Here is a 12360-nt window from a genome sequence, read left to right as displayed (position 1 = left end):
TGACCGAATCGACGGCGCGCCAGACCGCAGGATCGGCGCCCGGGACGGTCGACCGTGCACCGCTGCGCCTTATGGCCGTCCACGCGCACCCCGACGACGAGTCGAGCAAGGGGGCTGCGACGTCGGCCCGCTACGCCGCCGAGGGCGTCGAGGTCCTCGTCGTGAGCTGCACGGGCGGCGAGCGCGGCGACGTGCTCAACCCGAGCTTCGGCGAGCTCCCCGCGACCGCGGAGGGCATGGCCGAGCTGCGGCGTGCGGAGATGGCCGCAGCGGCCAAGGCGCTCGGCGTGAGCCACCGCTGGCTGGGCTTCGTCGACTCGGGGCTGCCCGAGGGCGACCCGTTGCCCCCGCTGCCCGAGGGCTGCTTCGCGCTCGTGCCGCTCGAGGAGGCTGCGGCGCCGCTCGTCGAGCTGGTCCGCGAGTTCCGCCCGCACGTCATCACGACGTACGACCCGAGCGGCGGCTACCCGCACCCGGACCACATCATGTGCCACAAGGTCGCGTTCGAGGCGTTCCACGCAGCGGGCGACCCGGAGCGCTACCAGGTCGAGGGAGGGGCGCCCGCGTGGGAGCCCGCCAAGCTGTACTACAACCACGACTTCTCGATGAACCGCATCCGCACGATCCACGAGGCCGTGGTGGACGCAGGGCTCGAGTCGCCCTTCAGCGACTGGGTCGAGTCGCGGGCCGCCCGCGAGATCCCCGAGCGTGAGGTCACGACGCGCGTCGAGGTCGCCCCGTACTTCCCGCAGCGCGACGCGGCGCTCATCGCGCACGCGACGCAGATCGACCCCGAGGGCTTCTTCTTCGCGATCCCGCGCGACCTCGAGGCCGACGTGTGGCCCTTCGAGGAGTTCGAGCTCGCCGAGTCGCGCGTCCCCACCACGCTTCCGGAGGACGACCTGTTCGCCGGCATCCGCACCGAGGAAGGTCTCGTATGAGCCCGACGCCGCAGCTCGCGGTCGACCTGTCGTCCCACCTGGTCGGAGGCCCCGGTTGGGCGGCGGGGGTGACCACCGAGACGACGCCGTCTCCCGCGCCGACGACCGACGAGCTCCGTCCGGGGCTCGAGCCGACCGACGTGTCGCCGGGCCTCCCGGGCTTCCTCACGATCTTCGCGGTGGCCCTCGCGTGCGTGGTCCTGTTCCTCTCGCTGACCAAGCAGCTGCGCAAGGTCCGCTACGACGAGCGCGGCGCCGGCAAGGGCGCCGCGGCTGCGTCGTCGGGCGGGGCCGCAGCGTCGGGAACGGCCGGCACGGCCGCTGACCCGGACCGTCGGGACGGCGTGTCGGACGCCGGCTCCAGCCGCGACGACGCGGGATCGAGCGACTCCGGGAGCAGCAGCGACTCGGGATCGAGCGGCGACTCCGGCGGCGGCGGCGACTGACATGACGCAGACGCCGCACGGTCCGGTCCGGGTCACGATCGCCCAGATCGAGGTCTCGGACGACCATGCGGCGAACCTGCTCGTGGTGCGCTCGGCGTTCGCCGAGGCAGGGCGGTTGCACGCCGACCTCCTGGTGCTCCCCGAGTACGCCTCGGGGTTCGACCCTCGGGGTGTGGGGATCGAGCACGCCGAGCCGCTCGACGGCCCGTTCGTCACGACGCTCCAGCGCTGGGCGAGCGAGACCGGGGTCGCGGTGATCGCGGGCACGACGATCCCGGGCTCCGGGGCCCCGCAGGGTGGCTCGGACGAGCAGGGCGGTGGGCCCACCTCGCGCGGCTCGACGTCCTCCGACGGCGCAGCCTCGGAGGAGGGCTCGGGCGGCGCACCGGTGAGCACCCCGGTCGCAGCGGCACCTGACCGCCCCACCCGAGCCGTCAACGCGGTCGTCGCGATCGACGCGCACGGTCGGCTGTCGGGCATCTACCGCAAGGTGCACCTGTACGACGCGTTCGGGCACCGCGAGTCGGACCGCCTGGAGCCAGGACCCGCCGACGCGCCGCCGACGGTCCTCACGGTCGGCGGCCTGACGTTCGGCGTCATGACCTGCTACGACCTGCGATTCCCCGAGGCGGCCCGTCGGCTGGTCGACGCGGGCGCCGACGTCCTGGTGGTCCCGGCCGCATGGGCCGCGGGCGATCTCAAGGCCGATCACTGGCGCACCCTGGCCCGCGCCCGGGCGATCGAGAACACCTCGGTCGTGCTCGCGGTCGGGCAGGCCGGCAAGGGCGTGACCGGACGGTCGCTGCTCGTGGGGCCCGACGGCCAGGTGGGGCTCGAGCTCGACGAGCGAGCGGGCCTGCGTACGGCCGACATCGACCCCGAGGCCCTGGCCGGGGTGCGCCGGACGAACCCGTCTCTCGCGAACAGGCGTTACGCCGTCGTGCCGGTTCCCGGCCCTGCCACGCAGCCGTACGAGCCGGACCCGACGCGGTGAGCGCGGCGCCGCCGTCGATCGACCTGATCGGCGGCGGCCGCCACGCATCCGGCCTCCCGGAGAACCGCGGCTAGGCGTTGAGCGCGGCGATCATGATCGCCGCGTAGTGGCACCCGAAGCCCACGACCGTCAGGACGTGGAAGATCTCGTGGAACCCGAACCACCGGGGGCTCGGGTTGGGGCGCTTGAGGCCGTAGACCACGGCGCCCAGCGTGTAGGCGAGCCCGCCGATCGCGACGAGCCACACGATCGCGGGGCCACCTGGCGTGGTCCAGAACTGCGGCATGTAGCCGACCGCGACCCAGCCGAGCGCGACGTAGATCGGGACGTAGACCCACCGCGGTGCGCCGAGCCAGATGATGCGCGCCGCGAGCCCGAGCAGCGCCCCGGACCACACGACGATCAGCAGGATCGTCGCGGTCTGCTTCGGCAGGAGCAGCACCGCGAGCGGCGTGTACGTGCCCGCGATGATGAGGAAGATGTTCGAGTGGTCGGCCCGGCGCAGGATCCCCGCGACCCGGGGAGACCAGGTCCCACGGTGGTAGACGGCGCTCGTGCCGAACAGCAGGCAGGCGCTCAGGCCGAAGATCGCGCACGCGACCTTGCCCGCGACCGGGGGAGCGAGGATCACCAGGACGATGCTCGCGACGAGGGCCACGGGGAACGTGCCGGCATGGATCCAGCCGCGCAGGCGGGGCTTGACCGAGTCAAGTGCGTCGGCGGCCTTCTCGCCGATGCTCGACAGGGCTTCGCCTGTCGACGCCAGCGTGTTCTCGACGGCGTCGCCTGCGGACGGGCGCTCGGAGGGTCGTGCCACGGAGAGACTCCTACTCGTTCTGCGTCGGGCCAGGGAGCGGGGTGTCCCTGACCCGGGGGGACTGCACGTGAGTCGACGTGAACGGCTCAGGAAACAACCTACGCCATCGTAAGTTACGTCACCGTAGGTAGCGGCCGCGGACTGTGAAGATCCTGCGCAAAGGCGCACCGCAGCGCGGGCGACTGGACATTTCGACCGTTGCCTCCGGTACCGTTTGGCGGGCGACCTGCTCGATCGTGACCTGCGGCCGCGCGGCTCGTGCCCCTCGTGCTCGTCGCGGGAGCGCCCCGGCCGCGCCGGCCCCCGTCGCTCCACTCCCTTCATACCGCTAAGGACCTCACGTGCGCATGCCCCACCTGCTCTACGGGCTGTACGAGCGACGACTGGCGACCTCGCTGCCGCGCGAGGCGATGCCCCGGCACGTGGGCGTGATCCTCGACGGCAACCGGCGCTGGGCCAAGTCGTTCGGCGAGACCGCTGCGACGGGCCATCGGCGCGGAGCCGACAAGATCGCCGAGTTCCTCACCTGGAGCGAGGACCTCGGCATCGAGGTCGTCACGCTCTGGATGCTGTCCACGGACAATCTCTCGCGCTCGCACGAGGAGCTCAGTGCGCTGCTCGACATCATCGAGGACGCCGTGCGTGACCTCGCCGAGACCGGCCGCTGGCGCCTGCGCGTCATGGGTCGCCTCGACCTGCTCCCCGAGCGTCTCGCGGCGGCGCTGCGCGACGCCGAGGAGCGCACCGCGGGGGTCGACGGCCTCCAGGTCAACGTCGCGATCGGCTACGGCGGACGCCACGAGATCGCGGACGCCGTCCGGTCCTACCTGCGCGAGCAGGCCGACCGCGGCGCGTCCCTCGAGGACCTGGCGGAGAACCTCGACGTCGAGCACATCGAGGAGCACCTCTACACCAAGGGGCAGCCGGACCCCGAGCTCGTGATCCGCACCTCGGGCGAGCAGCGGCTCGGCGGGTTCCTGCTGTGGCAGAGCGCGCACGCCGAGTTCTACTTCTGCGAGGCGTACTGGCCCAGCTTCCGCCGGGTCGACTACCTGCGTGCCCTGCGGTCGTACTCGCAGCGCGAGCGCCGGCTCGGCAGGTAGGTCCTCCGGGCACGGCGACCGCCCGTGCCGTCCTGACGGTCCGGAATACACCTCTCGCCCCGCCGGTTGTACCGCTCGAGTTCATACGAACGCATCTACCCGGGTGACGTGCGCCGACGAAGCGAGCGGCGCCGTCGGGCCGGTGCACCCCGCAGGATCGAGAGACGCATGCCAAGCCCCACCACCGCCCTCCCCGCCGTCCACGACCGAGCCACCACGCGCGAGGCCGCCGAGACCTGGGAGTCGCTCTTCCGCACCCAGGTCGCCCTCATGCGCCGCTTCCAGGCTGACGACATCTGGGAGGAGCTCACCATGCGCGAGTACGACGTGCTCTTCACGCTCTCCACGTGCCCCCAGGGCGGGACCCGGCTGCGTGACCTCAACGAGTTCGTCCTCATCAGCCAGCCCTCGCTGAGCCGCATGGCCGAGCGCCTCGAGCAGCGCGGCCTCGTGGAACGCGTCCCCGCGCCCGACGACGCACGCGGCACGATCGTCCGGCTCACCCCGGAGGGCGCGCGGCTCCAGAAGGAGATCGGGCGCAGGCACGTCCGCACGATCAGCGCCTACGTGGGCGGGGCCCTCGACGCCGACGAGCTCGCGACCCTCAAGGGACTGCTCGACAAGCTCCGGGGCGCGCAGGAGCACCTGCCCGCACGCGAGGGGAGCGAGGCGTGAGCGCGGGCTCCCAGGACGGGAGCGCCGCGGAGCCGACCGAGGCCCGGACGCTGAGCGTCGTCGCCGTCACGGGCGGGGTGAGCTTCCCCTCGACCACGCGCGCGCTGACCGACCTGCTGCTCGACAAGACCGTCGCGCGCCTCACGGCCGCGGGCGTCGCGGTCGACGCCCGGACAGTCGAGATCCGCGAGCACGCGCAGGACGTCGCGACCGCGACCGTCGTGGGCATGCGCAGCGAGGAGCTCGAGCTCGCGCTCAAGACCGTCGAGCAGGCCGACCTTCTGGTCGTCGCCTCGCCCGTGTTCCGCGGCTCCTACTCCGGGATCTTCAAGTCCTTCTTCGACCTCGTCGACTCGCTCGCGATGGTCGACAAGCCCGTGCTGCTCGCGGCCACGGGCGGCACGGCCCGTCACACCCTCGTGATCGACCAGGCGCTGCGCCCCCTCTTCTCCTTCATGGGCGACCTGATCGTGCCCACGGGCGTGTTCGCGTCCAAGGAGGACTGGACGATCGAGCTCTTCCCCATGCCGTGGCTCGACGAGCGCGCCGAGCGCGCCGTGGGTCAGCTCGTGCGGTTCGCGGACCTGCCTCCGCAGTGACGGCCTGACCGGGCCGGGGCGTCCGCGACCCGCGGGCGTCCCACGGTCTGCGGCGACCCGGCCCGCGCCCGCAGGCGTCTCACGGCCCGGCCGGACATTTACCCCATCTGTCCCCGCACGGCCTCTCGCCGTTCACCGTCGCGCCACCTCGACCCGCTTGGCTCTCAGGTGCCGGCCGGAACTCGACTCCGGACCGGACCAGACCTCGACAGGGAAGAGACCATGACTTCACGTGTACCGATGAAGTGGCTGCGGATCGCCGGAACCGGCGTCCTCGCTGCTGGTATCGCGATCTCCTCGACCACGCCGGCGCTCGCCGCGCCGTCCGCAGACCCCGGGGCGCCCGGACCGAAGAACATCATCCACCTCATCGGTGACGGGATGGGGTTCAACCAGGTCGACCTCGGCAGCCAGTTCGAGCACGGCCGCACGGCCTACCAGACCACCGTGAAGCCCGGCGGCGTCTCGACCCCGGTCCCCGGCCAGGCCGGCACGCAGGTGTACCAGGAGTTCCCGGTCGCCCTCGCGATGTCCACGTACCAGTTCGGCAACACGTACGACCCGGTCCAGAACTGGAGCAGCTTCTCCGCGCCGCTCAAGAACTCGACCGACTCCGCGGCCGCCGCCACCACGCTCGCGACGGGCGTCAAGACGCTCAACAACGTGATCGGCCAGGACGAGAACCACGAGGACCTCAAGACGGTCGCCGAGCGCGCGCTCGAGCTGGGCAAGGCCACGGGAGTCGTCACCTCGGTGCCGTGGACCCACGCGACGCCCGCGTCCTACCTGGCGCACAACGAGCACCGCAACAACTACCACGACATCGCCGCCGACATGATGGACTCGGGCGCGAACGTGATCTTCGGCGCGGGCAACCCCTGGTACGACGACAACGGCGACAAGCGCGCCAACCCCAGCTACAGCTACATCGGCGAGACCGAGTGGAACAAGCTGGTCGACGGCCAGTCGGCGTTCGACCTGGTCGAGTCCAAGGACGACTTCCTCGCTCTCGCCGAGGGCGACACGCCCACGCACGTCCTGGGCACCGCGCAGGTCGCGGGCACGCTCCAGGCCGACCGCACGGCGCTGAAGTCGGGCGACGTGCCGTTCACCGCCCCGCAGAACGACAACGTGCCCTCGCTCCCGCAGATGACGGACGCCGCGCTCAACGTGCTGTCCAACGCCTCGGACGAGGGCTTCTTCGTGATGATCGAGGGCGGCGCGATCGACTGGGCCTCGCACGACAACAACACCGCAGGAGCGGTCGAGGAGCAGGTCGACTTCAACCGGACCATCGAGACGGTCGTGGACTGGGTCGAGGAGAACTCGAGCTGGGACGAGACCCTCGTGGTCATCACGGCGGACCACGAGTGCGGCTACCTCTCAGGCCCCGCGGCGAACCCCGCCTGGACCCCGGTCCAGGGCGCGCAGGGCGAGGCGCCCCAGGTCAGCTGGAACAGCGGCGGCCACACCAACCACCTCGTGCCCGTGTTCGCCAAGGGCCCGGGCTCGGAGCTGCTCGCGGCGGCCGCGACGGGCACCGACCCGGTGCGTGGCGCCTACCTCGACAACGCCGACGTCGGCCGCGTCTCCAACGCCCTGTGGGCCGCGAACGACACCGACGGCATCCCGCTCCTCGCGACCGTCCCCGAGGCCGGTGAGGTCGGCGGCAAGCTCACGCTGTCCGTCGCGGACTTCGGTGCGGGCGTGGCGCTCACGGGCGGCGAGAACGTGGGCGACCGCCTGCGCTTCGCGGGCACGCTCCCCGAGGTCTCGGTGACGGACTCGCGGGCGACCGCCACGGTCGGCACGGGCGGCTGGACCGTCTCGGGCCAGTCGGGCGACCTGTCCTCGGGCCCGCGCACGCTGCGCGCCCAGAACCTCGGCTGGACCCCCGGCCTGGTCTCGGCCAAGGACGGCGTGATCGCGGGCTCGCCCGTGGCCTCGCTCCTGGGCGGCGGCACGGGCCTCGCGGCCCCGGCCACGCTCGCGACCGCGACCTCGGACAGCCGCCTGGGCACCACGACGGTCTCGGCCGACCTGGCGCTCGAGGTCCCCGTGGACACCCGCGAGGGCGACTACGCGGGCACCCTGACGGTCTCGCTGTTCCCGGTCGACTGACCGTCGTCACCTGACGGAGCCGTCGGGTCCCGGGTGCGCTGCGGCGCGCCGGGAGCCCGGCGGCCTCTTCGGGTTCCGCTCGTCGGTCTCTCGACGACGTCACGCACCGTGCGTCGTCGGGTGACCGCGGGCCGCGCCCGTCCTCCTGCCCGACGGCGCCACGCCCGTCCCGCTCGCGGGTCGCGCTGGGCGCGGGGCCACGACTCTTCCCGCTCGGAGCTCCTCGATGAACGTCACCCCCCGCCTCACGGCTCGTCCGCGCCGCGCCCCGGCCCGCCCGGCGGGCCCGGTCCGCCTGCCCGCCCCGGCGCGCGTGGCCAGGACGGCCGGCGCCGCAGCCCTCGTGGGCGCCCTGCTGACGGGCGCGCTCGCGGCGCCTGCCGGTGCGCTGGTCCTCCCCGGAACCTCCGTCGTGACCGGAACCGTCGCCGAGACGGGTGCGGCGCCGTCGGGCACGGTGCGCTCGACCGTGGACGGCGCTGCGGCCGCTGACAGCGCAGCCGCCCCGGCCTCCGGCGAGCAGCCCGCCGCGCGCACGACCTGGGCCGTCGAGCCCGCGACCGCCGAGGGGCCCGACGGACGCGTGTCCTACCGCGTGACGGTCGACCCGGGCGGCCAGGCCGTCGAGCACGTCACCGTGACCAACTTCAGCGACCACCCCGCGACGTTCGACGTGTACGCGAGCGACGGCGTCGTGACCGCGGACGGGCAGTTCGACCTGCTCTCGGCCGGCACCGCGCCGACCGACGGCGGCTCGTGGATCACGCTCGGCGAGGGCGAGACGGCGGGACCGAGCCAGCGCGTCGAGATCGCGGCCGAGTCGTCGGCGACCATCCCGTTCACGGTCGCGGTGCCCGCCGACGCGACCCCGGGCGACCACCCGGCCGGGGTCGTCGCCGCGCTGGCCCGCGCCGAGGGGGACGGATCGAGCGTCACGTTCGACACCCGTGTGGGCGCGCGCCTGCACCTGCGCGTCGCGGGCGACCTCGCCCCGGCGCTCGCCCTCACCGACGTCCGCGCGACGTACGAACCGAGCTGGAACCCGTTCGCGCCCGGCTCGGTGCGCGTCGAGTACTCGGTCGCGAACGAGGGCAACGTGCGCCTGGGCGCCGACACGCAGGCTGCGGTCGCGGGCCTGTTCGGCTGGAACGTGCGCGAGGTCGTGGCCCCCGCGCAGCGCGAGGTCCTGCCCGGGCAGGACGCGGGCGGGACCGTCGTGATCGACGGCGTCTGGCCGCTCGGCAAGGTCTCGGGGGACCTGGCGACGACCCCGCTCGTCGTGGGCGACGACGTCGTCGAGGTCACGCTCACGACCGCCTCGGCGACCTACGGCGCGTGGGCGCTGCCGTGGGTCCAGCTGGGGTCGCTGCTCGTGCTCGTCGGGCTCGTGCTCGCGGCGGTGCGCGCACGTCGCCGGCGCGAGGCGCGCACGCAGGCGCGGATCGATGCCGCGGTCGCGGCCCAGGCCGCCCAGCGCACCTGAGGGAGCGTGGCTACGATCGGGACGTGCCTTCGACGACGAACACCGACGCCTCCCGGACCCTCGACCCACCCGGCGGGGCGCGACCGTTGCGGGTCGTGATCGCGCCCGACTCGTTCAAGGGGTCGGCGACCGCGGACGCGGTCGCGCGGCACATCGCGGACGGGGTCCTGGCCGCCGCGCCCGACGCCCTCCTCACGCTCCTGCCCATGGCCGACGGCGGGGAGGGCACGCTCGACGCTCTCCTCGCGGTCTGGGGCGTGCCGGCACGTGAGCTCGTCACGGTCGACGCGATCGGCCGGCCGCACACGGCCCGCTACGGGGTCTCGGCCGACGGCCGGGTCGGTGTGGTCGAGCTCGCCGCCGCGAGCGGCCTGCCCGACGTGAGCGATGTCGCCCTCCAGCCTCTGCACGCGCACACGCGCGGCACGGGCGAGGTCGCCGCCGCAGTCCTGGACGCGGGGGTCGAGGAGGTCCTCGTGTGCCTCGGCGGGTCGGCGTCGACCGACGGCGGGGCGGGTCTCCTCACAGGCCTCGGGGCGCGGCTGGTCGCGCACGAGCCGGCGACGGTCCCGTCCTCGACGGACGGGGAGCTCGCGGGCAGGGTCGTGCCCGACGGCGGCGAGGGGCTCGCGCGCGTCGTGGGCCTCGACCTCGACGGGCTGCACCCGCGCGCCCGACAGGTGCGCTGGCGCGTGGCGGTCGACGTGACGAACCCGCTCGTGGGCGAGCGCGGCGCGGCGGCGGTGTTCGGCCCGCAGAAGGGCGCGAGCGGGTCGGACGTCGCGTTCCTCGACGCGGCCCTCGTGCGCTGGGCCGACCTGCTCGAGCGCGAGACCGGGGTGCGCACGCACGAGCTCTCGGGGGCTGGGGCCGCGGGCGGGGTGCCCGCGGCGCTCGTCGCGGTCCTGGGCGCCGAGCTCGAGCACGGCGCGACCCTGGTCGCGCAGAGCATCGGGCTGCCCGCGGCCGTCGCGGACGCGGACCTGGTGCTCACGGGCGAGGGTTCGTTCGACTCGCAGTCGGTCAACGGCAAGGTCGCGGACGCGATCGGCACGCTCGCTGCGGCGGCCCCCGGGAGGCCTCCGGTGGTGGTGCTCGCGGGGCAGGTCCTGCTGCCCGCCCAGCGCGCCCGGGCCGCAGGGGTCACGGCCGCGTTCTCGATCGCTCCGGGGCCGATCGACCTTGACGAGCTCGTGGGGCGCACGGGGAGCAGGTTGGCCGAGCTCGCGGCGTCGGTCACGAGCCTGTACCTGGGGTCCGTGCGCCGCTGATCCCGGGACCTGCCGAGTGCATGATCCTGCCGCGACACTCCCGGTGAGTCGCCGCAGGATCATGCACTCAGCGCTTCGGCCAGTGCCACAGCGGCTCGTCGAGCGGACCCTCGCGGCCCGCGACGGTCGTCTCCCCGAGCTCCTTGACGAGCTCGACGTGCGCGAGCCCGGGCAGTCCGCGCGCCCCGGCGCGACCGGTCCGGGGCGCGCGGCCTCCCGGTGCCGACAGCGCCGACGTCCCCGACGCGCGCGAGCCGTCCGCTGCCTCCTCCATGGCCCGCACGAGCGCCCCCGAGTGCGTCACCACCACGACCTGCGTGCGCTGCGCGGCCCCCGCGATCAACGACCCCAGCGCGGGCAGCAGGTCGGGGTGCAGGCTGGTCTCGGGCTCGTTGAGCACGAGCAGCTCAGGGGGGCGGGGCGTGAGCAGCGCGGCGACCCACAGCAGGTAGCGCAGCGTGCCGTCGGACAGCTCGGCGCTGCCCAGGGGACGCAGCAGGCCGTGCTGGCGCAGCTCGAGCGAGAACCGGCCGTCGTCCGCCGCACGGACCCGCACGGTCGACCCCGGGAACGCGTCCTCGACCGCGGCGTCGAGATCGTCGGCCAGCCCCAGCTCGCGGATCGTCTCGAGCGCTGCGGCGAGGTCGGCGCCGTCGTGCGCCAGGACGGGGGTCCGGGTGCCGACGTGCGCGCCGCGGGCCGGAGCCAGGGCGTCGGTACGGAACTGGTCGTAGAAGCGCCAGGACCGCAGGCGCTCGCGCACGAGCACGAGCTCGGGTGCGCCCACGGGGTCCACGACCTCCGAGAGCATGCTGTCGAACGACCGCAGGCGCCGACCCGACACCTGCCACGACCCGTCCTCGTCGCGCAGCCGGACCGACGGGCCGTGGCGGTCGGCGACCAGCGTCGCGGGTCGCAGCACAGGGCCCGACCACACGACCTCGGTCTTGATCTCCGGGTCCAGGCCGAACGATTCGCCGCCGTCCTGCGGCAGCCCCAGGTCGATCGCGTACCCGTACGCGCCCGTCAGGGGCGCACCCGCCGGTGTGGCGCCGTCGGGCAGGAGGTCCGGGCCGCTCGCGAAGCCCAGGCGCAGCGCGACCGGTCCGTTGCGGACCGTGCCCTGCACGGGGTGCACGCCCGCGCGCACCGAGCGGCCGATCACCTCCGGCCCGGCCCACAGCGTCGAGGGCAGCCCGCCCTCGCGGGCCAGCGCCCCGACCGCGCCGCCCAGCGCGCACTCGGCGAGCAGGCGCAGCGAGCGGTACAGGCTCGACTTGCCCGCGCCGTTGGCACCCGTCACGACCGTGAGCCGGCCGAGCGGCAGGACGAGGTGCCGCAGCGAGCGGTAGCCCTCGATGGCGAGCGTCTCGATCATCCCGCCAGGCTAGGCGCGGCCACCCACGGCGCGCGTTCCGCCGAGTGCATGGTTCGGCTGCGACACGCCCGGCGAGTCGCAGCCGAACCATGCACTCGGCGGCGAAAAGGTCAGTCCGTGATCGCGAACGCGTCGATCTCGACCAGCATCTCCTCGCGGGGCAGCCCCGTGAAGACCGTGGTGCGGGCGGGCAGCACGCCGCCCGGGCAGTTGGCCTCGACGAACGCGCCGTACGCGTCGTTCATGATCGGGAAGTCCTCGCGCTTGGTGAGGTACACGCGCAGCATCACGACGTCGTCGAACGTGGCGCCCGCGCCCTCGACGATGGCCTTGACGTTCTCCAGCGTCCGCGTGGTCTGCGCGGCGACGTCGCCGGGGAACAGGTACTCGCTCGTCGCGGGGTCGACCGACCCCTGACCCGAGACCTGGACGAACGGGCCCTTGCGCACGCCCTGGTGGAACGTGTGGGCCGGTGCCGGTGCGTGCGGGGTGCTGATCGGGGACTTGGCGGTGCTCATCGTGCCTCTTTCTC

Annotated in this window: 12 protein-coding genes; 9 read left to right on the top strand and 3 right to left on the bottom strand. The window is 73.7% G+C overall.

The window, feature by feature from the left end; genetic code table 11:
* Positions 1-71: 71 nt before the first annotated feature.
* The 3 genes from mca to ASE15_RS15105 are packed head-to-tail and all read left to right on the top strand — an operon-like array spanning position 72 to position 2381.
* Complete coding sequence (mca, locus tag ASE15_RS15115; protein WP_056646692.1) at positions 72-941, top strand: mycothiol conjugate amidase Mca; 870 nt, start codon at positions 72-74, stop codon at positions 939-941.
* Entirely contained in the window at positions 938-1387 is a 450-nt protein-coding gene (locus ASE15_RS15110; RefSeq protein WP_056764129.1) for a hypothetical protein, read from the top strand. Before mca ends, ASE15_RS15110 begins: the two co-directional genes overlap by 4 nt.
* Before the next feature lies 1 nt (position 1388).
* On the top strand, positions 1389-2381 hold the full coding sequence (locus ASE15_RS15105; RefSeq protein WP_056764128.1) for a carbon-nitrogen hydrolase family protein: 993 nt from the start codon (positions 1389-1391) through the stop codon (positions 2379-2381).
* A 70-nt stretch (positions 2382-2451) separates the two neighbouring features.
* On the opposite strand, the gene ASE15_RS15100 is transcribed toward ASE15_RS15105, so the two are convergent.
* Complete coding sequence (locus ASE15_RS15100) at positions 2452-3126, bottom strand: hemolysin III family protein (protein WP_235534472.1); 675 nt, start codon at positions 3124-3126, stop codon at positions 2452-2454.
* Between the two features lie 413 nt (positions 3127-3539).
* Between ASE15_RS15100 and ASE15_RS15095 the strand changes: the two genes are divergently transcribed.
* From ASE15_RS15095 to ASE15_RS15070, 6 genes are all read left to right on the top strand, one after another.
* Complete coding sequence (locus tag ASE15_RS15095; protein ID WP_056645851.1) at positions 3540-4301, top strand: isoprenyl transferase; 762 nt, start codon at positions 3540-3542, stop codon at positions 4299-4301.
* 168 nt (positions 4302-4469) lie between these two features.
* Positions 4470-4976: a MarR family winged helix-turn-helix transcriptional regulator gene (locus ASE15_RS15090; protein WP_056645854.1), complete on the top strand. Its 507-nt coding sequence runs from the start codon at positions 4470-4472 to the stop codon at positions 4974-4976.
* On the top strand, positions 4973-5575 hold the full coding sequence (locus ASE15_RS15085) for a CE1759 family FMN reductase (RefSeq protein WP_056764126.1): 603 nt from the start codon (positions 4973-4975) through the stop codon (positions 5573-5575). Before ASE15_RS15090 ends, ASE15_RS15085 begins: the two co-directional genes overlap by 4 nt.
* Positions 5576-5797: 222 nt before the next feature.
* Positions 5798-7696 carry an alkaline phosphatase gene (locus ASE15_RS15080; protein ID WP_056645860.1) on the top strand — a complete coding sequence of 633 codons (1899 nt, stop codon included), beginning with the start codon at positions 5798-5800 and terminating at the stop codon, positions 7694-7696.
* Positions 7697-7922: 226 nt separating this feature from the next.
* A complete protein-coding gene (locus ASE15_RS15075; protein WP_056645864.1) occupies positions 7923-9179 on the top strand; it encodes a hypothetical protein in 1257 nt (418 codons plus the stop codon).
* A 23-nt stretch (positions 9180-9202) separates the two neighbouring features.
* Positions 9203-10450 carry a glycerate kinase gene (locus ASE15_RS15070; protein ID WP_082608458.1) on the top strand — a complete coding sequence of 416 codons (1248 nt, stop codon included), beginning with the start codon at positions 9203-9205 and terminating at the stop codon, positions 10448-10450.
* A gap of 67 nt (positions 10451-10517) precedes the next feature.
* Here the strand turns inward: ASE15_RS15070 and ASE15_RS15065 are convergent, their stop codons facing one another.
* Together ASE15_RS15065 and ASE15_RS15060 are read right to left on the bottom strand one after the other, a co-directional pair.
* A complete protein-coding gene (locus ASE15_RS15065; protein ID WP_056645867.1) occupies positions 10518-11828 on the bottom strand; it encodes an AAA family ATPase in 1311 nt (436 codons plus the stop codon).
* A 110-nt stretch (positions 11829-11938) separates the two neighbouring features.
* Positions 11939-12346 (bottom strand): RidA family protein, encoded by a 408-nt coding sequence (locus ASE15_RS15060; RefSeq protein WP_056645870.1) that lies wholly within the window; start codon positions 12344-12346, stop codon positions 11939-11941.
* Positions 12347-12360 lie beyond the last annotated feature (14 nt).

The sequence above is a fragment of the Oerskovia sp. Root22 genome (genome assembly GCF_001429135.1).
GTDB lineage: Bacteria > Actinomycetota > Actinomycetes > Actinomycetales > Cellulomonadaceae > Oerskovia > Oerskovia enterophila.
The sequence above is the reverse complement of the archived record's forward strand: the minus strand, read 5'-3'. Positions and strand labels throughout refer to the sequence as shown.